At 43.9% G+C, this 23,885-nt stretch carries 22 protein-coding genes; 14 read left to right on the top strand and 8 right to left on the bottom strand.

All coding sequences use genetic code 11. The annotated features are described in order from the left end of the window. The first annotated feature begins 291 nt into the window (after positions 1-291). Positions 292-876 carry a YolA family protein gene (locus C5469_RS08010; RefSeq protein WP_166304691.1) on the top strand — a complete coding sequence of 195 codons (585 nt, stop codon included), beginning with the start codon at positions 292-294 and terminating at the stop codon, positions 874-876. Between the two features lie 451 nt (positions 877-1,327). Here the strand turns inward: C5469_RS08010 and metF are convergent, their stop codons facing one another. The 3 genes from metF to metB all read right to left on the bottom strand — a co-directional run bounded on the left by metF (position 1,328) and on the right by metB (position 6,151). Then, the gene (gene metF / locus C5469_RS08005; protein WP_166304689.1) at positions 1,328-2,212 is read right to left on the bottom strand and encodes a methylenetetrahydrofolate reductase; all 885 of its coding nucleotides are present in this window, start codon (positions 2,210-2,212) and stop codon (positions 1,328-1,330) included. A 340-nt stretch (positions 2,213-2,552) separates the two neighbouring features. Then, positions 2,553-4,988: a bifunctional aspartate kinase/homoserine dehydrogenase II gene (locus C5469_RS08000; RefSeq protein WP_166304687.1), complete on the bottom strand. Its 2,436-nt coding sequence runs from the start codon at positions 4,986-4,988 to the stop codon at positions 2,553-2,555. A gap of 2 nt (positions 4,989-4,990) precedes the next feature. Then, positions 4,991-6,151 carry a cystathionine gamma-synthase gene (gene metB / locus C5469_RS07995; protein WP_166304685.1) on the bottom strand — a complete coding sequence of 387 codons (1,161 nt, stop codon included), beginning with the start codon at positions 6,149-6,151 and terminating at the stop codon, positions 4,991-4,993. Between the two features lie 283 nt (positions 6,152-6,434). Between metB and metJ the strand changes: the two genes are divergently transcribed. Next, positions 6,435-6,752, top strand: a complete 318-nt coding sequence (gene metJ / locus C5469_RS07990) for a met regulon transcriptional regulator MetJ (RefSeq protein ID WP_054477647.1) — start codon at positions 6,435-6,437, stop codon at positions 6,750-6,752. 137 nt (positions 6,753-6,889) lie between these two features. Here the strand turns inward: metJ and rpmE are convergent, their stop codons facing one another. Next, positions 6,890-7,105, bottom strand: coding sequence for a 50S ribosomal protein L31 (gene rpmE, locus C5469_RS07985; RefSeq protein WP_166304683.1), 216 nt, complete (start codon positions 7,103-7,105; stop codon positions 6,890-6,892). 220 nt (positions 7,106-7,325) lie between these two features. Between rpmE and priA the strand changes: the two genes are divergently transcribed. The 7 genes from priA to rraA all read left to right on the top strand — a co-directional run bounded on the left by priA (position 7,326) and on the right by rraA (position 15,377). Further along, a complete protein-coding gene (gene priA / locus C5469_RS07980; protein WP_166304681.1) occupies positions 7,326-9,524 on the top strand; it encodes a primosomal protein N' in 2,199 nt (732 codons plus the stop codon). A gap of 318 nt (positions 9,525-9,842) precedes the next feature. Then, positions 9,843-10,871: a DNA-binding transcriptional regulator CytR gene (gene cytR, locus C5469_RS07975; protein WP_054477643.1), complete on the top strand. Its 1,029-nt coding sequence runs from the start codon at positions 9,843-9,845 to the stop codon at positions 10,869-10,871. Between the two features lie 69 nt (positions 10,872-10,940). After that, positions 10,941-11,744 carry a cell division protein FtsN gene (ftsN, locus tag C5469_RS07970; RefSeq protein ID WP_166304679.1) on the top strand — a complete coding sequence of 268 codons (804 nt, stop codon included), beginning with the start codon at positions 10,941-10,943 and terminating at the stop codon, positions 11,742-11,744. 124 nt (positions 11,745-11,868) lie between these two features. Further along, a complete protein-coding gene (hslV, locus tag C5469_RS07965; RefSeq protein ID WP_166304677.1) occupies positions 11,869-12,399 on the top strand; it encodes an ATP-dependent protease subunit HslV in 531 nt (176 codons plus the stop codon). Between the two features lie 11 nt (positions 12,400-12,410). Further along, positions 12,411-13,742, top strand: coding sequence for an HslU--HslV peptidase ATPase subunit (gene hslU, locus C5469_RS07960; RefSeq protein WP_166304674.1), 1,332 nt, complete (start codon positions 12,411-12,413; stop codon positions 13,740-13,742). A gap of 99 nt (positions 13,743-13,841) precedes the next feature. Beyond that, the gene (locus C5469_RS07955; RefSeq protein WP_166304672.1) at positions 13,842-14,759 is read left to right on the top strand and encodes a 1,4-dihydroxy-2-naphthoate polyprenyltransferase; all 918 of its coding nucleotides are present in this window, start codon (positions 13,842-13,844) and stop codon (positions 14,757-14,759) included. A 108-nt stretch (positions 14,760-14,867) separates the two neighbouring features. Beyond that, on the top strand, positions 14,868-15,377 hold the full coding sequence (rraA, locus tag C5469_RS07950) for a ribonuclease E activity regulator RraA (protein ID WP_166304669.1): 510 nt from the start codon (positions 14,868-14,870) through the stop codon (positions 15,375-15,377). A gap of 65 nt (positions 15,378-15,442) precedes the next feature. On the opposite strand, the gene zapB is transcribed toward rraA, so the two are convergent. Next, entirely contained in the window at positions 15,443-15,685 is a 243-nt protein-coding gene (gene zapB, locus C5469_RS07945) for a septal ring assembly protein ZapB (protein ID WP_054477634.1), read from the bottom strand. Positions 15,686-15,989: 304 nt separating this feature from the next. Here zapB and C5469_RS07940 point away from each other — a divergent pair, with 304 nt between their 5' ends. Both C5469_RS07940 and glpK read left to right on the top strand, forming a co-directional pair. After that, positions 15,990-16,820, top strand: a complete 831-nt coding sequence (locus tag C5469_RS07940) for an MIP/aquaporin family protein (RefSeq protein WP_166304666.1) — start codon at positions 15,990-15,992, stop codon at positions 16,818-16,820. Between the two features lie 30 nt (positions 16,821-16,850). Then, positions 16,851-18,374 (top strand): glycerol kinase GlpK, encoded by a 1,524-nt coding sequence (glpK, locus tag C5469_RS07935; protein WP_166304663.1) that lies wholly within the window; start codon positions 16,851-16,853, stop codon positions 18,372-18,374. 57 nt (positions 18,375-18,431) lie between these two features. Here the strand turns inward: glpK and emrD are convergent, their stop codons facing one another. Further along, entirely contained in the window at positions 18,432-19,616 is a 1,185-nt protein-coding gene (gene emrD / locus C5469_RS07930) for a multidrug efflux MFS transporter EmrD (RefSeq protein WP_166304660.1), read from the bottom strand. A 318-nt stretch (positions 19,617-19,934) separates the two neighbouring features. On the opposite strand from emrD, the gene fpr reads away from it, so the two are divergent. Next, positions 19,935-20,681 carry a ferredoxin--NADP(+) reductase gene (gene fpr, locus C5469_RS07925; protein ID WP_166304656.1) on the top strand — a complete coding sequence of 249 codons (747 nt, stop codon included), beginning with the start codon at positions 19,935-19,937 and terminating at the stop codon, positions 20,679-20,681. Positions 20,682-20,683: 2 nt separating this feature from the next. On the opposite strand, the gene C5469_RS07920 is transcribed toward fpr, so the two are convergent. Beyond that, positions 20,684-21,118 carry a DUF805 domain-containing protein gene (locus C5469_RS07920; protein WP_166304653.1) on the bottom strand — a complete coding sequence of 145 codons (435 nt, stop codon included), beginning with the start codon at positions 21,116-21,118 and terminating at the stop codon, positions 20,684-20,686. A gap of 61 nt (positions 21,119-21,179) precedes the next feature. Between C5469_RS07920 and C5469_RS07915 the strand changes: the two genes are divergently transcribed. Then, positions 21,180-21,776 carry a DUF1454 family protein gene (locus C5469_RS07915; RefSeq protein WP_166304650.1) on the top strand — a complete coding sequence of 199 codons (597 nt, stop codon included), beginning with the start codon at positions 21,180-21,182 and terminating at the stop codon, positions 21,774-21,776. Between the two features lie 134 nt (positions 21,777-21,910). Then, the gene (gene tpiA, locus C5469_RS07910) at positions 21,911-22,678 is read left to right on the top strand and encodes a triose-phosphate isomerase (RefSeq protein WP_166304648.1); all 768 of its coding nucleotides are present in this window, start codon (positions 21,911-21,913) and stop codon (positions 22,676-22,678) included. A 63-nt stretch (positions 22,679-22,741) separates the two neighbouring features. On the opposite strand, the gene C5469_RS07905 is transcribed toward tpiA, so the two are convergent. Further along, positions 22,742-23,743: a sulfate ABC transporter substrate-binding protein gene (locus tag C5469_RS07905; RefSeq protein WP_166304645.1), complete on the bottom strand. Its 1,002-nt coding sequence runs from the start codon at positions 23,741-23,743 to the stop codon at positions 22,742-22,744. Positions 23,744-23,885: the final 142 nt, after the last annotated feature.

The following is a 23,885-nucleotide window of genomic DNA, read 5'->3' as shown; positions in this document are numbered from 1 at the left end:
TAAGGGGCGGAAAACCGCCCTTTTCATTGTCAGCCCTATGGGTTATTGGCTATCTATCTTTCCCTAATCCTAAAAGTTTGCTTCGCTCTAAATGAGAATTTAGGGAGAAAATTCCACAGTTTTGTTAAAGAATAATTCCTTATAATTTACCCAGCCCTGTTCCGCGATGAGATAAGCAAAGACGCGCCCATGACAGACTAACCCCCTCTAATTACATAAATAAAATTTGATAATGTGATTTTTGCTCACTTCCCTAGAATTGTGCTCTTCCATTTCTAAGAGGATTAAATCATGAAGAAAAATAAATTTGCCATTTTGTTATCTCTTGCTTCCTTGTTTGGCGTTAATGCCTATGCCCAAACCCAAACAGAACAACTGAAGGAGGTCCCTGCTGCTCAAAATGCTCTGACAGCGCAATCACCGCTGCTGCCTAACCCTGAGAATCCCATCCGGGTCGAAGAGAAAGAGCTCAACACTAAATCTGAGCTAGCTTACATCCCAGCACCTCCGCTCACCAATATGTGGGTCTATGCCGTTGGCTCGACGAATTGCGGATGGGAATACACTTCCAACTTGCCGGTAACGAACTGCAATCACGGAGGGCAACAGCTCCGCGCCGCCGTTCTGGAAATTGGCTACGGATACAATTCCTTTGCTTGGATGAACAGCGGTATGCTGCCATACTCGCTGTACTCTTCTACGCCAGTTTGCATTACAAACGGGTACTACACTTGGCCGTGTGCTGGAGGCCAAATTGTGGCTGGCTTCCTTAAGGAATACATCCTAGACGGTTACCAGAATGGTATCTTCAGATACCAGAACACTTCTGCTAATTGGCCTCAAAATACCATGTCAGTACAGATTAGCATTCTTTAACCTGCTGAAATTCACTTAAATCTGCAAGGGCCGGAAAACCGCCCTTGTTCATTTTTACGCACAGATATTGACGCCGATGGTTTATCCTCAGTGACTCTGCATGACAAATTCAAGTATCTTGAGCATCTCTTCTTCATCATTGCATGCCGCGATAATTCAATGACGCTCTATTAAGCAAATAAGAACCTATCCCAAAGGTAATGGTCTATAAATAGATAGGTATAACGCTTTATTTCGCTAATGAAAAAACTATTCGCGACCAATAACTAATCTCCGATGAACTCTGAAAGGAATTCAGATCATCAGAAACATAAACACATTATATTTAAATATATTAATCTTATTGTCCTATAAACAAATGAAAGTTTATCCTTTATCGAAGTAAGGCCGCAAAAAAGATGCTCTTACTAAGCGTTTTTCTTAGTAAGAGCCAACGATTAACGATTAACTATTAAGGACGAACACCCAAAGTATGACAGATTGCATAACTCAGTTCCGCACGGTTCAAGGTATAAAAGTGGAAATCTTTCACACCTTCACGGCTTAAAATCTTCACCATATCCATTGCAATAGAAGCACCAACCAGATTAGAACTTTCAGGATCATAATCTAACCCATCAAACATTCTGGTCATCCAGCTCGGAATACGAACATTGGTCATTACAGCAAAACGCTGAAGCTGACGGAAGTTAGATACCGGCAGAATTCCTGGAACAATTTCCACATCAATCCCGGCAGCAACACAACGGTCACGAAAACGCAGATAACTCTCCACATCAAAGAAGAATTGAGTAATAGCACGGCTTGCACCAGCATCAATTTTCCGTTTCAGGCTAATCAAATCAGCTTGGGAACTTTTCGCTTCAGGATGAACTTCAGGATATGCAGCAACTGAAATATCAAAATCAGCTTCTTCCTTAAGTAACTCAACCAGATCAACCCCGTACATTTTGGGTTTTTCACTGTTATCCGGTAAATCACCACGTAAAGCCACAATATGACGAATACCATTATTCCAGTAATCACGGGCTATTTTGCGCAATTCATCACGGCTGGCATCAATGCAAGTAAGGTGTGGGGCCGCCTCAAGACCCGTTTTTTCTTTTATTCCCTTGATAATGCTATGGGTTCGATCACGTTCACCAGAGTTAGCACCATAAGTAACGGAAACAAATTTAGGCTTAAGGGTGCTCAGTCGGCCAATGGATTTCCACAGGGTTTTTTCCATCTCTACTGTACGCGGTGGAAAGAATTCAAATGAAACACGGATCTGCCCTTCCAGTTCAGCCAGATTCTGATTCAGCGCCTCTCGCTGATTAGCGTGAAAAAAACTCATACCCTGCACCTCGTTAACAAACGGAATAATTTTCTATCTTATAATCTGCCAGCCACTCTCATTTAAACATCTAAACACCTATACGTTTAGACGTCTAAATAAGATGAAGGATTGGCATTTTTTAGTCAACAACAAATTTGGGTTAAGCGAGTGAGTAATATTCATCCTGAACAGGAAAAAAATTCATCAATAGATATTTGGTTATGTTTACATCGATTTGGCAGATCAAAATGCCCAAGACAACAATGAGGAAGAGCTCCCTTCTCAGAGCAACCTTCCTCACGTTTCCTCGAATATCAAGCGAAGGAAATCACATCAGATAAAGTGAAAGTTTTGCAACTCAAAGCAGCTGTGACAAACGGTTAAGATCAGATTGAATCGCGCCTGCTGTCACATCACGACCCGCACCTGGTCCGCGGATCACCAACGGATTATCACGATACCAGCGGCTCTCAATTGCAAATAGATTGTCACATGGTAACAAGGAAGCCAGCGGGTGATCAGGACATACCGCCTCAACACCTACTTTTGCCTTACCGTTCGCATTAAAACGAGCAACATAACGCAACACCATACCCATTTCCTGTGCTGCGGCCAATCGCTGTACCATCTGCTCATTAATAACACCGCTGTTATCAAAGAATTGCTCAATAGAACCTGATTCTGCTTCTTTCGGGACGAGTGACTCAACACGTACTTGCTCTGGTTCAATCTCATACCCCGCTTCACGCGCGAGGATAATTAATTTACGCATCACATCCTGACCAGATAGATCAATACGTGGATCAGGTTCTGTCAATCCCTGCTGCCACGCTTGCTCAACTAAGTCACTGAATGGCACGGAGCCATCAAATTGTAGAAACAGCCAGGATAATGTACCGGAGAAAATCCCGCTGATCGACAGAATGGTATCGCCACTTTCTCGTAAATCTCTCACGGTATGGTTGATCGGTAAGCCAGCACCCACTGTCGCATTATAAAACCAGTGACGACCTGTTTTAGCGAATGCATCACGGATAAGACGATAATCATTACTACTGGAAGAACCAGCAATTTTATTAGCACTGATAACATGGAAACCGTAGCTGGCAAAATCGGTGTAACATTGAGCCAACTCTTCACTAGCCGTCACATCCAAGATCACTAAATCATCATAAGGATGCGCTCGCATCCACAAGAACAGCTCATCAACATCATGCTCTATCGCCTCATTATCAAAGAAAGCTAATGCCCGACTGGCATCAATCCCCTGATAATCAAGCAAACTTCGGCGACTATCTACCACCCCCGTCAGAATAAATTCAAAATCACTGCGAGCAGAAATATTTTTCTGCTCGCGGGTGAATAGCTCCAACCAACGAGAGCCGATATTTCCTTTACCGAACAAAATCAGACCAATCCGCTTTTCAGCACGGAACAAACTCTGGTGCAACCCCTGAATTACATGTTCAGTCTGATTGGTTCGCAGCACAGCAACAAGGCTAATGCCATCCTCTGCATGCCAGATAAATTCTACTGGCTGATCTTTAAGTTGTTGATAAAAACGATGGCAATGCAATGGATTCTTACATACACCTGCACCAACCAGAGCCACCAGCGCCAGACCTTTTCTCAGGGAGAGTTTCCCAGGCAACGCAGCATCTTCCAGAACATTCAGAGCGCTATTCACCACTTCGGCAGTGTAACAAAGCTGAATCAGATTACAGTCATGATGAATACCTGTTGCCAACGGACGAATTTGTCCCTGTTTTAACAACAAATCGATATCTTTATGGATCTGTTTAAAATCATGATGTACAGCCACATGCAGCTCAATCAGGCAAACATCATCATGACTGGTAACAATTTTTGCCCCAGTCCCAGTTGCCAGCACTCTTTCAATACGGGTAGAACCCTGCTCTGGTTGGTAGCTGCAACGCAATAGCAGATCAATATCACTGGCGGAAACAGGCTGCAAAGTACGAGTATGCAACACAGGTGCAGCAAGACGGGCCAGCTCGCTAGCTTCATCCAAACGCAATAAAGGTAACAGGCAAGCATCTTTCACTCTTCTTGGATCAGCACTGTAAACACCAGCAACATCACTCCAGATAGTCACTCGTTTCGCCCCAGCCAAAGCACCAACCTGAGTTGCAGAGTAGTCACTGCCATTACGTCCCAACAGAACCGTTTCTCCATCATGATTACTGGAGATAAAACCCGTTACAACCAGTCTCTTATTTGGATTTTGAGTTAACAACTGACCCAACAATGGCTGAGAAAGTGCAACATCAATTTGTGGCTGAGCTGTCCGCTCGGCGCGTAAAAACTGACGGGCATCCACCCAAGCGCTAGGAATCCCCTGAGCTTCTAGCACAGCTGACATCAGACGAGCAGACCAAATCTCCCCATGACCAACAACTTCCGCATAAGTCACATCACTAACCGGCTTATCCAGTAATGCACTCAATCTTTCAAGATCAGCAATAAAACTCTTCACCAATTCTTCAGCAACAGTTTCAGGTAGCAACCCCTTGATAAGATCCTGCTGATAACGGCGCAGAATCTGCTGTACCTGATGGGCAGAAATACGGTCGTTCTGACTGAGCTTAAGCCAGTTAATTAACTGGTTAGTTGTGCTGCCTGCCGCGGATACCACCATTAAATCACCGGGTTGGCTGTAATTAACCATAATCTTAGCTACCCGTTGATAACATTTCACATCCGCAAGACTACTGCCACCAAACTTATGTAATTGGCGGCCATTTTCCGCCCCTGCTACTGCCAGTGCACTCATGGTCACTCCTTTACTACTGCCTGAAATGCATTTTCTAAATCAGTGATTAAATCCTGACTATCTTCGATACCCACAGAAACACGCAATAGTGAATCCGTAATCCCCGCTTCCGCCCTTGCCTGGGCTGACATTCCCGCATGAGTCATTGTTGCCGTATGGGAAATTAAAGTTTCCACACCGCCTAATGATTCCGCCAAAGTAAATAATTTTAACTCAGACAGAAAACAGCGTATCGCCTGTTCACTACCATCTAACTCAAAACTTATCATTGAGCCAAAACCAGATTGCTGCTTACAAGCAATTTCATGTCCTGGATGATCTTTCAAAGAAGGGTAAAAAAGCTTTTTCACCAACGGTTGCTGTTGAAGATAATTCACAATCTCCAGCGCATTATTTTGCTGTAAAAGTACCCGTGGCGATAAGGTACGTATTCCTCGCAGCAGCAGATAACTATCAAACGCTGCACCAGTTACACCAATATTATTTGCCCACCAAGCAAGCTCCGTGGCTATATCTTTATCCTTTGCAATAATCGCTCCGGCAATGACATCAGAATGCCCGTTAAGGTATTTAGTACAGGAATGAACAACCAGGTCCGCTCCTAATTCCAGAGGTTTCTGTAATACTGGGCTCAGAAAAGTATTATCAGCAATGACTGTCGCACCCACTTCATGGGAAAGCTGACATATACGAGCAATATCTACGATACGTAATAAAGGATTACTCGGCGTTTCAATCAATACCAACTTTGGCTTTCTGGACAATACTCGCTTTAACGCCTGTTCATCTCCCTGATCGACAAAAGCGACTTCATAAGCACCACGTTTACTCTGACTGTCAAACAATCGGTAGCTACCGCCATAACAGTCATGAGGAGCAACCAACAGATCGCCAGGCTTTAGAAAAACAGTGCATAATAGGTGAATCGCTGACATGCCACTGCTGGTCATTACAGCATCTACCCCTCCCTCCAATTCAGCCAATGCTCGCTGCACCATATCACGACCAGGATTGCTCCTTCGGGAATAATCATGTGTCCTCGGCTGATTGAAATCAGTAAAATTATAAGTACTGGAAAGATAAATAGGTGGAACAACGCAGCCGTATTGCTCATCATTATTCAGCCCACTGCGAACTGCTATCGTTGCCTGTTTGCGTGTCATATCAGTTACCACTGTCTGCCATAAATTGAGTCAAGGAAGAATATCCCCTACCACAATAGACGTCAACACATCTAGACATCTAAACCTCTTTACGGTTAGATTAAGCGATGGGATAATTATCCATCATAATTATGATACTTTTATTAGTAGCGATTAGTTTATCGAATATACTATAACTGTATAATTGATAAGGAAATCACGATAAAATGGCAATATTTCACAATGAAAGCTGCCTCTGTTATCTGGCTTAACTTTATGACTATACGACTATTTAAGGTACCCCATGGCTGAATGGAACGGTGAATATGTCAGCCCTTATGCTGAACATGGCAAAAAAAGTGAACAAGTGAAGAAAATCACAGTTTCAATTCCTTTGAAAGTGTTGAGGATTCTCACTGATGAGCGTACCCGCCGTCAGGTAAATAACCTGCGTCACGCAACCAACAGTGAATTGCTGTGTGAAGCATTCCTGCATGCATTTACCGGGCAACCACTTCCTGATGATAATGACTTACGCAAAGAGCGTAACGATGAAATCCCAGAAGCTGCAAAAGAAATCATGCGGGAATTAGGTATTGATCCCGATACCTGGGAATATTGATGGTGGCACAACAAAGCCCGCTGCAAAATTCAGGGGTTTTGTTGTTATGTTCATTTTAAATGCAAAACGCCCGATGCAAAGCACCGGGCGTTTGTTCGTACCAGTGGACTGCTCTATAAGCAGACACAAATCCGCAATTACTTGCCAACACCTGGAACGTTGAAACGTTTGTTGAAGCGATCAACACGACCACCGGTAGCAACATCACGTTGTTTACCAGTATAGAATGGGTGACATTGACCACATACGTCCAGATTCAGGGAGTGACCAACGGTAGATCTGATTTGCATTACATTACCGCAAGAACAAGTTGCAGTAACTGCTTCATATTTAGGATGAATATCTTTTTTCATGGGATAACCTCTGTTAAGGCCGTGTCGCTATCCAGCCTTGTTGCCGCCAGACACCACACGTCGCGTTGATAAAATAAGTTTGGCATCTTCCGTACCAAAGGCGGCGGATCATACAGAATATCTGCTTATCTCGCAATGAAATCCGCTCGTTGTCTATGATATTCTATAATCAATTTTTGATTACATTCTGATTTACTCATTGATTTTACGGAATAATTTTATGGCTGTTGTTCAGGTTGCTCTACCTGTCCCTCTTACTCGCTCTTTTGACTATCTGTTGCCCACAAGCAACCAATTACCCATTGCAGGGATGCGGGTAACAGTACCTTTTGGCAAACGCAAAGCGATTGGTATCGTCACGGGAACAACCGATAGTAGTGATATTCCAGCGGAACAACTGAAACCGATAGAGTCTATTCTCGATACTCGCTCCTTATTTTCAGCAGATCTCTGGCAATTATTACTCTGGGCTGCCAACTATTACCATTATCCGCTAGGTGAAGTCCTGTTTCATGCATTGCCGGTATTGCTTCGTCAGGGAAAACCAGCTGAATCAACCCCGCTCTGGCAATGGCAAGTGACTCCGACAGGAGCTGAAATACCGCTGGCACAATTGAAACGATCATCAAAACAACAGCAAGCGCTGGCAGCACTGCGTCAGAAAGCGATATATCGCCATCAGATTACAGAACTGGGATTGAGCGAAAGTGCCCTTCAATCACTTAAAAAGAAGGAACTTATCGATTTACACCCTGTGCAACCTGAGTCTAAAGACTGGAGAAACCATTTTCAAATCACCGGCGAACGTCTGAAATTGAATACAGAGCAGGCCACAGCCGTTGGTGCTATTCGTGCAGAAGATCAGCAGTTTTCTCCCTGGTTACTGGCTGGAGTCACCGGCTCAGGTAAAACAGAAATTTATCTTAGCGTACTGGAGAATATTTTGGCACAAGGTAAACAAGCGCTGATCCTTGTACCGGAAATTGGCCTGACACCACAGACAATCCGCCGTTTCAGAAAACGCTTCAATGCACCGGTTGACGTTCTCCATTCAGCCTTGAATGACAGTGAACGCCTGGCTGTATGGCTGCGAGCACAACGCGGTGAGAATGCGATTATCATCGGTACACGCTCAGCCCTATTTACACCATTTGCCTGTTTGGGTGTCATCATTATCGATGAAGAACACGATAGCTCTTATAAACAACAGGAAGGCTGGCGTTACCATGCCCGTGATTTAGCAGTATTCAGGTCAAAAAAAGAAAATATCCCGGTTATCATGGGTTCTGCTACTCCAGCACTGGAAACACTTTATAATGTGCAACAAGGCAAATACCGCCAGCTAACATTATCCAAACGTGCAGGTCATGCCCAACCCGCTACTCAACATTTACTGGATTTAAAAGGTTTGCCGATAAGAGTCGGATTATCTCAGCCACTTATAAAGCGTATTGAGGAACATCTAAAAGCGGGCAACCAGATAATGCTGTTCCTCAACCGCCGTGGTTATTCACCGGCCTTACTTTGTCATGAGTGTGGTTGGATTGCAGAATGCCAACGCTGTGACCATTATTACACGCTACATCAGCACCATCGTCAGTTGCGTTGCCATCATTGTGACAGCCAACGCTCAGTTCCTCACCAATGCCCACAATGCGGCTCTACCCATCTTCAACCTGTTGGCCTTGGCACAGAACAGCTTGAAAGTGGTATTTCAGACCTGTTTCCCGGTGTGCCTATTACCCGCATTGACAAAGATACCACCAGTCGTAAAGGAACACTGGAGCAACGATTGACTGATATTCATGCCGGAGGTGCCCGTATATTAATTGGCACACAAATGCTGGCAAAAGGTCACCATTTCCCTAACGTCACGCTAGTCTCCTTGCTGGATGTTGATGGTGCCCTATTTTCTGCAGACTTCCGGGCAGCGGAACGCTTCGCACAGCTTTATACGCAAGTATCTGGCCGTGCTGGTCGGGCAGGTAAACAGGGAGAAGTAGTTCTCCAGACCCATCATCCTGATCATCCGTTATTGCAAATTCTGTTGAATAAAGGCTACGACGCATTCGCGGCCCAAGCTATGGATGAACGACAAAACGTATTTTTGCCGCCATTTACTAGCCATATTATCTTGCGGTCAGAAGATCATGATAATCAGCAGTCACCCGCCTTTTTACAGCAATTACGTTTGCTTTTTGAAAATCATCCTCTGCGCGATGATAACTTATGGATCATGGGACCAGTACCTGCATTACAGGCAAAAAGAAGCGGTCGTTATCGCTGGCAGCTACTCATTCAACATCCATCTAGAATTTCTCTACAGAAAATAATGGCAATGGTCTACCCACAAATAACCGCGTTGCCGCAAACTCGAAAAGTGAAATGGAGTATTGATGTGGACCCAACGGATGGTTAATGACCTTTATTTTTAAGCATATAAGTTTATCAAATAAAACATTCTTCTATTAACTACTCGGAAAAATCACACTTGATAAACGCAATCAATGAAAAATTATTTACTAATTTGCGAGCCACATCGAATAAATGATTTATATCACCTTTTTTTGCAAACTAAGGAACAAACGAATTTGCCAAACTGTTTAGAATGATCCCTTAATAACATTGTCATAATCCTAAACCAAATGTCATTATTTTACTTAAAATGACTGATGGCTTCCGGCAACCCAAAAATGACAATCGTTTAACTAATCAGTCAGGAAATGAGGAGTGAGTTTTGGAGCAGAAAAAGAATGGCACCTCCGCAACGATGAAAGATGTCGCTGAAGTGGCTGGCGTTTCTACCGCAACAGTATCAAGAACACTCATGAATCCGGAAAAGGTTTCCTCCCAGACACGACAAAAAGTGGAACAAGCTGTACTGGCTGTGGGCTATTATCCTAATAACTTATCCCGCAATCTCAAACGCAGTGAGTCGAAAACGATCCTGGTAATAGTGCCGAATATCAGTGACCCTTTTTTCACAGATGTGATTTGTGGTATCGAAGAGACAGCCACGCAACATGGTTATCTAGTGTTAATCGGTGATTGTCAACATCAGCATAAACAAGAACATGCATTTCTCAACCTAATTATCACTAAACAGATCGATGGTATGTTGCTGCTCGGTTCTAACATTCCATTTGATGCCAGTAAAGAAGAACAAAAAAACCTGCCACCAATGGTGATGGCAAATGAATTTGCACCTGATCTGGAACTTCCGACTATTCATATTGATAACCTGACCGCAGCATTCAACGCCACCCATTACCTACAAACACTAGGCCATAAACATATTGCTTGCATTTCCGGGCCGGAAGATATGCTACTTTGCCGTTATCGCCTTCAGGGATATATACAAGCATTGCGTCGTTCTGGTGGGACAATTCGTGAAGATTATATTGTCCAGGGTAATTTTACCCATGAAAGCGGTGCAAAGCTGACCGAACAATTGATGTCTCTACCAGAGCCTCCTACCGCTATTTTCTGCCACAGCGATGTGATGGCGATTGGCGTTATGTGGCAGGCTAAAAGAATGGGCTTAAAAATACCGGAAGATTTATCAATTATTGGGTTCGATAACTTAAATTTAGCCACGTACAGCGATCCACCTCTGACCACTGTTGGCCAACCTCGTTATCAGATTGGTCACAAAGCAATGTTGCTGTTACTCGATCAAATCCAAGGTCACACAACATCTGGCGGTTCTCAATTATTAGAATCTGAACTCATCATTCGACAAAGCGCCTGTTCGCCTAAAAGCTAGGCAAATAACCGCAGGTTAAGTAATATATTGTTTATTTTCTTTTATTTAAATAACTCAGCGAATTAGACAGTGGCACAACGAGATTATGTGAGCCGCGGGCGTTCAACCCCCCGCCGTAAAAATACCGATAAGAAAAAGCACCAAACTCAAGGTCTGCCAAAAACAACAATGGCAGTAGCAATAGCATTGGTGGTTATCTTTATTGGTGGTCTTTACTTTATCACCCAAAATAAACAGGAAAGCGCTCCAGACACACGACCAAAACATCCTCCGCAAAGTCATGGCTTGCCGCCAAAACCGGAAGAGCGCTGGCGCTACATCAAAGAGTTGGAAAATCGTCCTGTCGGCATAGCGACTCCGCGTGATCCATCATCTAGCGGGCAAATAAATTCACAAACCCAGTTAACCGCAGAACAACGGCAGCTACTTGAACAGATGCAAGCAGATATGCAACAGCCAGCAACTTCATTGCCAGAAGTTCCATACAATGGCGTTCAAGTGCCACGCTCACAAGTTATCATCAAGCCACCAGCAGAAACGCAACAACCGCTGGAAGCAAAGCCACAACCGCAGCAACAAGTACAAGCTCAAACAGTTCAACCGCAAACACCACCAGTTGAAACCAGTAAACCTAAACCAGCAGAAAGCGCACAACGCATGATTTTACAGTGTGGTTCATTCCGTAATATGGATCAGGCTGAATCAGTACGCGCCAGACTGGCATTTGCCGGTATTGAAAGCCAAATCACAACGGGAGGCGGCTGGCATCGTGTTGTTCTTGGCCCTTACAGTAAAAGCCTCGCTGAAAAAATGCAGGAACGTCTGAAAGATGCCGGGGTACCCGGTTGTATTCTCCGTGTAATAGGGGGTTGAAAAATTATAATCCTCCCCCATTTATAACTCCTAGCACCGTACACACGGTATTTTCGATAGCCATATACACTGTCGAAAATACCGTGCGTCACATTTATCTATTTTTGTAACCAAGGGCTTACTCGTGACTACAATCGTAAGTGTTCGCCGTAATGGCCAGGTCGTAATCGGTGGTGATGGACAGGCAACGATGGGTAATACCGTCATGAAAGGCAATGTCCGTAAAGTTCGCCGCCTCTATAATGACAAAGTAATCGCGGGTTTTGCCGGCGGTACAGCAGACGCTTTTACTCTGTTTGAGCTGTTTGAACGTAAACTTGAAATGCATCAAGGCCACCTGACAAAGGCAGCTGTTGAACTTGCCAAAGATTGGCGAACTGACCGTATGTTGCGCAAACTGGAAGCATTACTGGCAGTAGCAGATGAAAACAGCTCCCTGATCATCACAGGCAACGGCGATGTTATTCAGCCAGAAAATGACTTGATTGCTATTGGTTCTGGTGGCCCATACGCGCAGGCCGCTGCACGGGCAATGCTGGAAAATACTGATCTTAGTGCCAGAAAAATTGCAGAGAAAGCGCTGACAATTGCCGGTGATATCTGTATTTACACCAACCATAATCACAACTTCGAAGAACTTCCTTCAAAAGCGTAAGGATAGATAGTATGTCTGAAATGACTCCACGCGAAATTGTCAGTGAACTTGACAACTATATTATTGGTCAGGACAAAGCGAAACGCGCTGTAGCTATCGCACTCCGTAACCGCTGGCGTCGTATGCAGTTGAATGAAATGCTGCGTTACGAAGTGACTCCTAAAAATATTCTGATGATTGGCCCGACTGGTGTAGGTAAAACCGAGATCGCACGTCGGCTGGCAAAACTGGCAAATGCACCATTCATCAAAGTTGAAGCAACAAAATTCACAGAAGTTGGCTACGTTGGTAAAGAAGTCGATTCTATCATCCGTGATCTAACAGACGCTGCGGTTAAAATGGTTCGTCTGCAATCCATTGAAAAAAACCGTTACCGGGCTGAAGAACTGGCAGAAGAGCATATTCTGGATGTGTTGATCCCACCAGCAAAAAATAACTGGGGGCAAACAGAAATTCAGTCTGAACCATCAGCAGCACGCCAAGCATTCCGTAAGAAATTACGTGAAGGTCAGCTTGATGATAAAGAAATCGAGATCGACGTCGCTACCGCACCCGTGGGTGTGGAAATCATGGCTCCTCCTGGCATGGAAGAGATGACCAATCAGTTACAATCCATGTTCCAGAACCTTGCCGGTCAGAAACACAAATCACGTAAGCTGAAAATCAAAGATGCCTTCAAACTGTTGGTAGAAGAAGAAGCCGCTAAACTGGTTAACCCGGAAGAATTGAAACAGCAGGCAATTGATTCAGTTGAACAACACGGCATTGTCTTCATTGATGAAATCGACAAGATCTGTAAACGCGGTCAGACTTCAGGCCCTGATGTTTCCCGTGAAGGCGTTCAACGTGACCTACTGCCACTGGTGGAAGGTTGTACTGTATCCACTAAACATGGCATGGTAAAAACAGACCATATCCTGTTTATCGCATCCGGTGCATTCCAGGTTTCCAGTCCTTCTGATCTGATCCCTGAATTACAAGGGCGTTTGCCAATCCGCGTGGAACTGCAAGCATTAACCACAGAAGATTTTGAACGCATTCTGACTGAACCTAGTGCATCTTTGACTGAACAGTACAAAGCACTGATGGCAACAGAAGGAATGGACATCAGTTTCACCACTGACGGAATCCGCAGAATCGCTGAAGCAGCATGGCAGGTAAACGAATCAACCGAAAATATCGGCGCTCGTCGCTTACATACTGTTCTTGAGCGACTGATGGAAGATATCTCTTTTGAAGCCAGCGAACGTCATGGTCAGTCAGTCGACATCAATGCTGACTACGTTAAAGAACATTTAGATGAGCTGGTTGCAGATGAAGATCTGAGCCGATTTATTCTATAATTGGGATATATAATTCCTTGATTCGCTATAGAATTAATGATGGGAGGCTTGCCTCCCATCGCTTTTTTATAACCCCCAAAGGAGCGAGTTAACGCAGAAATGAACTCATCAACTTCCATTAGTCAAACCCAAGCATGGCTGGAAAGTTTGCGTCCTAAAACGCTTCCTCTGGCAGTTGCCGCTATCATGACCGGATCAGCCCTTGCTGCCTGGAACGGGCATTTCAAGCTCCCTGTTGCCTTACTCGCTCTATTAACAGCCGCCATACTGCAAATTTTATCCAATCTCGCCAATGACTACGGTGATGTTGTTAAAGGAAGTGATACCGAAAAACGTATCGGACCACTGCGCGGTATGCAAAAAGGAATTATTACTGCTTCACAGATGAAAAGGGCACTGAAGATTATGGTGCTGCTGGCTAGCCTATCTGGTGCAACCCTGATTGCTATTGCCTGTGAAGAACCCAGGGACATATTAGGTTTCTTGGTACTTGGTTTGCTAGCAATTGTTGCCGCAATTACCTATACAGTCGGTACAAAACCTTATGGTTATATGGGACTCGGTGATATTTCAGTAATGATTTTCTTTGGCTGGTTAAGTGTTGCCGGGACTTACTATCTTCAAGCTAGTTTTTTTGACTCAATTGTTATGTTGCCGGCAACGGCCTGCGGTTTTCTGTCTACTGCTGTTTTGAATATTAATAACTTGCGCGATATCGAAGATGACAAACGACATGGCAAAAACACCTTGGCTGTCCGTCTCGGCCCTAAAAAAGCCCGTTACTATCATGTCAGTCTGATCATCGGAGCAATATTCTGCTTGGTATTATTTACCATACGAAATTTGCCTGGCTGGACCGGTTGGCTATTCCTGCTCGCTCTACCCTTATTACTCAAGCACATGTGGTATGTACTTAATGAACCCACACCAGAAGGAATGCGTCCAATGCTAGAACAGATGGTCAAAACAGCACTACTGACTAACATTCTTTTTTCTGTCGGTCTTATTCTTAATTAACCAGGCAGAATTTGATCTTTTGTACCATTTTATCAATTGATGATTTTGCTAACACCAGCCTGGAAGGGATATACTTATCGTTCCATACCTTAACCAGACGTAAATCCTATGAAATATGATACTTCCGAGCTTTGTGATACCTATCAGGAAGAAATAAATGTGGTAGAGCCTATGTTCTCCAATTTTGGTGGACGTACTTCATTTGGTGGTCAAATCATCACAGTTAAATGCTTTGAAGATAACGGGTTACTTTATGACCTGCTTGAAGAAAACGGTCGTGCCCGCATTTTGCTGGTAGATGGTGGTGGTTCTGTACGCCAAGCATTGATTGATGCAGAACTTGCACAACTCGCTGTGCAAAATGAATGGGAAGGCATTGTCGTTTACGGTGCTGTACGTCAAGTTGATCAACTGGCAGAGCTTGACCTTGGTATTCAGGCTATAGCGGCTATTCCGGCTGGCTGTCGTGATGAAGGTACCGGAACAAGCGATATCCGGGTAAATTTCGGTGGTGTAACTTTCTTCTCTGGTGATTATCTGTATGCTGATAATACTGGTATCATCCTATCCGAAGAGCCGCTTGGGCTTGATGATAGCGAAGAAGATGAGATCATCTGACAGCAATGTATAAAATTAAGGGCGATTTTTTTGAATCGCCCTTTTTTGTCTGCTGGAAATTGTAGTTACTGAACATCTTCCATTTTGCCTAATAAGGCACGAAGACGCTCCTGCCAACCCTGCTGCTCTTGCTTCAATTGCTCATTTTCACGAGCCAAAGACTCATTGCTACTGGTTGCATTCTGAATTTCCTGAGATAAAGATCTGTTTTTTTCTTTTAATTCTTCAATTTCCATTTGTAGCAGGGTAATAGTATCAACCGCCTGCTGAACCTTGGCTTCCAGCTTTTCAAAAACTTCAAATGACATTCTCGGTTCCCCCTTATAAGCAATCTTCTGATTGTATGTAGCCAAAGCGCCCCTGTCTAGCAACATCCCCAGTACAAGTAAAATAACTATTCAAATAAAAGCACAAAGCGGCTCATACTTTAATTTTTAGCAAAATCATAGAAAGATGCGAATTCGCTCATTTTGTTGACACAACACACACATTTCAATTGCGCTATTTCTCGTTTACGCGCATTAACGATAAATTTACATAATCCACCTTTCAATGTCTGAAAGGCGAAAAGAATAATTATCACTCTAAAATCTTCTTAGTAGGATAGAACATATGAGCCAAACTACTAGCACGACATTAACCGGGCAATGTATCGCTGAGTTTCTTGGTACCGCACTACTGGTCTTCTTTGGTCTGGGTTGCGTTGCCGCTGCCCGCATTGCCGGCGCACAACTGGGTTTGTGGGAAATCAGTATTATTTGGGGTCTGGGAGTTGCTTTAGCTGTTTATCTTACCGCAGGTGTTTCCGGCGGTCACCTTAACCCAGCCGTAACCATTGCCTTATGGCTGTTTGCCCGTTTTAGCGGCAAAAAAGTTATTCCTTTTATTATTGCCCAGATGATTGGTGGTTTTGTCGCTGCGGCTATCGTCTATACGATGTATTACAATATATTCCTTGATTACGAGCAGGTACATAATATCGTTCGTGGTACCTCTGAAAGTCTGTTTACTGCGGGCGTATTCTCTACTTATCCAATGGCATCACTTTCTATTCCTCAGGCATTTATGATAGAAGCCATCATTGCCGCCGTTTTACTATGTCTGATTATGGCGCTGACTGACGATGGTAACGGCGTTCCCCGTGGTCCTCTGGCTCCATTACTGATTGGTATTCTGATTGCCGTTATCGGTGGTGCATTTGGCCCACTAACAGGCTTCGCCCTGAATCCAGCCCGTGACTTTAGCCCTAAATTAGTTGCTTATCTGGCTGGCTGGGGAGATATTGCGCTAACTGGTGGACGTGAAATTCCTTACTGCCTGGTTACTCTGACCGCCCCAATTATCGGCGGCATTATCGGGGCATTTGGCTACCGTAAACTTATTGGCCGCAATCTGCCAACTAGTGTTGGTAAAACTGAAAACCAGAACAAAAAGAAAGCTTAAAGTAGAGGATCTCCAGAACAGGTTATTATCATGACAACAAAGAATATGATTGAGGAAAAATATATCGTTGCCCTTGATCAGGGAACAACCAGCTCACGAGCTGTCATTCTTGATCACAATGCTAATATTATCTCTATTTCACAAAGAGAATTTACCCAGATTTATCCGAAGCCCGGCTGGGTCGAGCATGATCCAATGGAAATCTGGGCAACCCAAAGCTCAACGCTGGTAGAAGTATTAGCGAAAGCGGATATTAGCTCTGATCAGATTGCAGGCATCGGTATTACTAACCAGCGTGAAACAACCATTATCTGGGAAAAAGAAACTGGCAAACCTATCTATAATGCTATTGTGTGGCAATGTCGCCGTACTGCGGATGTCTGTACTAAACTGAAGCAGAAAGAGGGGCTGGAAGAATATATTCGCCAGAATACAGGGCTAGTTGTGGACCCTTACTTCTCCGGTACCAAAGTAAAATGGATTTTGGATCATGTCGAAGGCGCACGTGAACGGGCCGAAAAAGGCGAACTGCTATTCGGTACTGTGGACACTTGGTTAGTATGGAAAATGACTCAAGGCCGTGTTCACGTTACGGATTTCACGAATGCATCTCGTACCATGTTATTCAATATTCACAATCTGGATTGGGATCAGCACATTCTTGATGAATTACAAATCCCATGCACCTTACTGCCAACGGTTTGCTCATCTTCTGAAATTTATGGTCAAACCAACATTGGCGGTAAAGGCGGCACCCGTATTCCTATTGCAGGAATCGCGGGTGACCAGCAAGCTGCACTATATGGTCAGCTTTGTGTTCAGCCCGGTATGGCGAAAAACACCTATGGGACAGGCTGTTTCCTGTTGATGAACACAGGTAAAGATGCTGTACGTTCCAACCATGGATTATTAACCACCATTGCTTGCGGCCCCCGCGGCGAAGTAAACTATGCACTTGAAGGTGCAGTTTTCGTTGGTGGAGCCTCTATTCAGTGGCTGCGTGATGAACTAAAACTCATTGCAGATGCTGCTGATTCCGAATACTTTGCCACTAAAGTTAAAAATAGTAACGGCGTATATGTGGTTCCGGCTTTTACCGGCCTTGGCGCACCCTATTGGGACCCTTACGCCCGTGGTGCAATCTTCGGCGTGACCCGCGGTACCAACAGTAATCACATCATTCGTGCGACACTAGAATCAATTGCCTATCAAACTCGTGATGTACTGGATGCAATGCAGGCTGATGCAGGGACCAGACTGCAAGCACTGCGTGTAGATGGTGGTGCAGTTGCCAATAACTTCCTGATGCAATTCCAGTCAGATATTCTTGGCACCCGCGTAGAACGCCCTGTTGTGCGTGAAAGCACGGCATTGGGAGCTGCCTTCCTCGCAGGATTAGCTGTAGGCTACTGGCAAGATCTGGATGAAGTGAAAAGCAAAGCCACCATTGAAAAAGAATTCCGTCCAGGCATTGAAACCACTGAACGTAATTACAAATATAATGGCTGGAAAAAGGCGGTTGCCCGCGCGCAAGATTGGGAAGATAAAAGCTAAGTTTCCTTAGATAAAAGGGTGGAATCTTCCACCCTTGTCTTACTACATGAACACATATTAGGCTACATGTTCCTGATGCTGCATCCTATGCGCCAAAGGTAACCAGCAAAGCAGGATCAAAATTGACATAAAAAACATCAGCATACCCACACTGAATTGGCCGTTTTGTGGCAACATTGCTGATAACCAGGTCGCTACACCAGAACCAACATTCTGTAAACCGCCAACCAACGCACCAGCTGCACCGGCCAGATAAGGAAATGGTTCCATTGCCCCCGTTGTTGCCAGTGGGAATAACATCCCGGCACCGAAGAAAAAGAGCGCAGCGGGAACCAATAACGTCCAGATATTCATAACACCGAACCATCCCGGCAACCACATCAGCACCCCAGCCAGTAAACAGCAAATCACCGAATGCCACATCAGGTTATAAAAAGGTTTTCTTTCCCGTCCTGCATACCACGCCCCAAAGAAAGCTGCTGGAATTGGCAGAATAAATAAGATGCTGACAGTAATACTGTTCAATCCAAGCACTCCCCCCATCAGCACGCCACTACTGGCTTCAAAGACAGTAATACCTGACAGACCACCAATTAACATCATCAAATAAGAAGTGAATGACCCGTTCGATAAAAGATGACGAAAAGAAGTGAACATTTTTCGTTTTTCAATTTGCTGTGGCCGGGTTTCTGGTAGCTTACAAAACACATAATAAACGACACCCGCGCATAGAATCAGCAAAAACAGATAACAAGAACGCCAGCCAAAAAAATGCGCGATAACACCACCAATCATTGGCGCTAATAACGGACTTACTAAAATCCCCATATTTAGCAAACTGTTGGCATAACGTAGCGCAGTACCCGTATACAAATCCCGCGGCATCGTTCTGGACATGACGCCAGCAACCCCCGTCCCTAACCCCTGTAAGGCACTGGCAACAACCAATACATCCAGATTGGGAGAAAATAAAGCGCAAACAGTAGCAAACAAGAAAATCACCATACCGGCCAGAATTACCGGACGACGGCCAATCTGATCTGAAAGAGGGCCATAAAAAAGCTGTGAAAGCCCGTAAGAAAACAGATATGCCGCCATCACACGTTGTACAGAACCGGTTGGCATATTAAAGTCTTTAGCAATATCTGCAATAACAGGCACATAGATTGTCTGTGTCATCTGCCCCACAGCAGCCAATGCAATCAATATTAGCAATAAATTAAAGTTATCTAATTTTCTCATCGAATTCACAACAAGTTCATATAATTAACAACAGAATTACCCAGCGATTAGAAAACAGCTGTAGTCTCTTACTCCATCAATGTGACTAACTTAACAAATTTAAAAATTTTTTCGAGATAGTACCCAATTTTATTTTCAGAAAAAATGACAGTTAATTACGCCTTAAATGGCAACAATTTTGTACATACAAAACCAGATATTAAGAAAAAACCAGTCAATTTCCCTATGACACAGAATCGATAATGGTATTGGTATCCATAGATTAGAATAACAGCGTAAAAAATTGTTCCGGGATTTCAGGATAGGAGATGAGTTTCAATGGCCAACTGGGTTACAGGAAAAGTCACACAAGTTATTCACTGGACGGATACTTTATTCAGTATCAAAGTGCATGCACCGGTTGAAGAGTTCACCGCTGGTCAGTTTGCGAAACTGGCTATGGAAATAGATGATGAACGAATTCAGCGTGCATACTCTTATGTTAATGCCCCGACAGATAATAATCTTGAATTCTATCTAGTCACGGTTCCTGAAGGTAAACTCAGCCCACGGTTAGCTGCATTACAACCCGGTGATGATTTATTAGTCACAGAACAAGCTGCGGGATTTTTCATTCTTGATGAAATACCTGATTGTAAAACATTATGGATGCTTTCAACGGGGACAGCCATTGGTCCTTATCTGTCAATCCTCCAGCAAGGAGATTATCTAGATAGATTCGAGAACATCGTATTGGTACATGCGGTCAGACTCATACAAGATTTGAGCTATCTCCCCCTAATGCAGCAACTGGTTCAGCGTTTCAATGGCAAGTTACAGATTCAGACTATCGTCAGCCGCGAGCAAAACCCCACTTCACTGACTGGCCGTATCCCTGCATTAATCGAAAATGGCGAACTTGAAGCGGCTATCGGGCTTCCTATGAACAGCGACAACAGCCATATTATGTTATGCGGTAATCCTCAAATGGTGAAAGACACCCAAAACCTGCTGAAAGAACAGCGTGGAATGACAAAACACCTGCGCCGCAAACCTGGGCATATCACTAGCGAGCAATATTGGTGATTTCAGTCATCTTTGGCAGAAACAAAATCGACTTTTTCTGCCACCTTACCGAATTGGTTTGGCCCATCGGTGCCACGAAATACACCACAATCAAGCACCATCATAACGATTATCAATGTGGGGATAAAACGTCCAATCCCCCATTGCCAGAATGGTTCCATGCCACCCCAATCAACAGCGATCAGCAACCATGCCAGTAATAAAAGCAGCGACCAGCCTCCCCGTTTGTTTCGGTCATGCAAACGCTTAGCCATTATCGCTGCTGCTGGATACATCACCAAAACAACGGCAAAAACCGCATAATGCATGGGCAAATCACTCATTCCCTGAATAGTAAAGATAACCAACATCAGAGCCAGGCAAATACCGATACCAATCCAGAATTCACGTCGCCCAATTCGCCCTTTGAATGAAAAACCCCATTGTTGTAATGTCATTTATTCTTTTCCAATCGTGTATTCTGTTTTTCAGTGCAGTTTAACCTAAGCGAGTGGCAACATGAAAATCAGCATCAATAAATTTCTGGCTATGATATTAGTAACAATCAGCGTCAACCTGCCGTTGGTAGCCAATACTGATAGATCAACAGCAACTCAGGCAATTTATCTTCTACCAAATGCACCATCCTTTGATGAAACCATCCCGCTGTTTCGTGAAAAATATAATCGCCGCAATCCGGCATTACCACTACATGAGTATCGCGTAATCACCGGCAAAGACATTCTTCTGCCACTGACACGGGCAGCCAGCAAAATCAATGAGAAACTTTACTCTTCCGCCGTTCTGGAACGGGGAAATGAAAAAATCAAAAGCCTACAACTCACGTTGTTACCATCAGAAGATGAAATAGAAACTCAAAAAAATCAAACTTTGATAGAGCAATATATGATAGCTCTGATGCGCCACTTTAACCCGACCCTTTCACCGGAGCAAGGCAAAGAGAATATTGATAATTTATTGAAAAACGGCAAAAAATCGCCATTTTATAGCCAAAATATTGGGGCAATTCGCTATATTGTGATAAGTAGTAGCGAAAAGATACTAACTTTCGCTATTGAACCGATTAAGCTATCACTATCTGAACCTGACAACTAATCAAGATTAGTGATAAAAAACAAAGCTATTGTTTGTAATGATCACTATACTGTGGACCCTGACTACCGAATCTATTCCAAGAATGAATTTCATTCAATCCACTACTTAAAAATTCTCTGGTTGGAGGAAAAAACATGCGGCATCCACTGGTTATGGGTAACTGGAAATTAAACGGCAGTACCCACATGGTTAACGAACTTATTACTGGCCTGCGTAAAGAACTGAACCATGTTGCTGGCTGTGAAATTGCTATCGCGCCACCAGCACTTTATCTCTTTCAGGCTAAACAAGCGCTGGTTGGCAGTCACATTGCTTTGGGCGCACAAGACGTCGATGTAAACTTGTCTGGCGCATTTACTGGTGAAACTTCTGCCAAAATGCTGAAAGACATTGGCGCAGAATACATTATCATCGGCCACTCCGAACGCCGTACTTACCACAAAGAAAGCGACGAATTCATTGCGAAAAAATTTGCTGTTCTTAAACAACAAGATCTGATCCCAGTTCTGTGCATCGGTGAAACGGAACAGGAAAACGAAGCCGGTCAGACTGAAACTGTATGTGCAAGGCAAATTGATGCTGTGCTGAACTTACTGGGAGTGGAAGCATTCCAAGAAGCAGTAATCGCTTACGAACCTGTCTGGGCGATCGGTACCGGTAAATCAGCAACACCAGCACAAGCTCAAGCTGTGCACAAATTTATTCGTGATCATATTGCGAAGAAAGACGCAGCAATCGCAGAACAAGTCATTATCCAGTACGGCGGTTCTGTGAATGCAAATAACGCAGCTGAACTATTCGCTCAACCAGACATTGACGGTGCTCTGGTTGGTGGTGCTTCCCTGAAAGCTGACACTTTCGCTGTTATCGTAAAAGCCGCGGTAACAGCGAAAAAAGTATAATTCATCGTTTTATCAATATGACCATAAAATAGTCATTGGCCGCCGTATAACTACGGCGGCTATTTATTTCTGGCGCTGAATAATCTCATCAAACACACCACCTGTCACAAAATGTACCTTCTGAGCTTTTCCCCAACCACCAAATACTTCGTCGACAGTAAATAATTCCAATTCAGGAAAAACAGACCGGTATTTATCGGCAACCGCTTTATCACGTGGACGATAATAGTTTTTAGCGGCTATCTCTTGCCCAGCAGGAGAGTAAAGGTATTGTAGATATTCCGTTGCCAGCTCACGACTACCACGTTTATCAACCACTTTATCAACAACAGAAACTGTTGGCTCAGCAAGAATTGAAGAACTTGGTGTCACAATTTCGAATTTGTCTTTATCAAGCTCATTGATAACCAATAACGCCTCATTCTCCCAGGCAATTAATACATCTCCAAGGCCACGTTCGACAAAAGTATTGGTCGCTCCCCTTGCACCTGAATCTAACACTTCAACATTTTGGTAAAGTGCTTTCACAAACGCTTTCGCTTTATCCTGATCCTGATTGTTATGAGCCAACCCATAACCCCATGCAGCCAGATAGTTCCAGCGCGCTCCACCTGATGTTTTTGGATTGGGTGTCACAACAGATACACCTGTACGAATTAAATCTGACCAGTCTTTAATCTGTTTCGGATTGCCTTTCCGCACCAGAAAAACAATTGTTGAAGTATAAGGTGCTGAGTTATCTCGCAACCGCTTAATCCATGCTTTATCTATCCGACCGCGCTCGGCAATCGCATCCACATCATAGGCCAAAGCCAGCGTCACAACATCCGCATCAAGGCCATTGATAACAGAAGTTGCCTGCTTACCGGAACCGCCATGAGATTGCCGGATTATCACTTTATCCCCAGTCTTCTGCTGCCAATAATGACTAAATTCCTGATTATATTGCTGATAAAACTCTCTGGTTGGATCATAGGAAACATTAAGAAGCTGAAGATCTTTTGCCCACAGGCTGCTACTAGCAACAAACAGTAACGCCAATCCCACATGCCATCTGACTTTCATCTGGATTTCTCCCAAACGGTTTTAACTGTTATGAAATTCAAGGCTGACAGAAAGCGTTATCTCTCAGAAATAATTAAAAGCATTCACTTATACGCCAGAGGAATATACTGAGGAAAAATTACAGCCTCCAACGAGGCTGCAA

It is taken from the genome of Photorhabdus cinerea, from assembly GCF_011189575.1.
GTDB classification, from domain to species: Bacteria; Pseudomonadota; Gammaproteobacteria; order Enterobacterales; family Enterobacteriaceae; genus Photorhabdus; species Photorhabdus cinerea.
The sequence above is the reverse complement of the archived record's forward strand: the minus strand, read 5'-3'. Positions and strand labels throughout refer to the sequence as shown.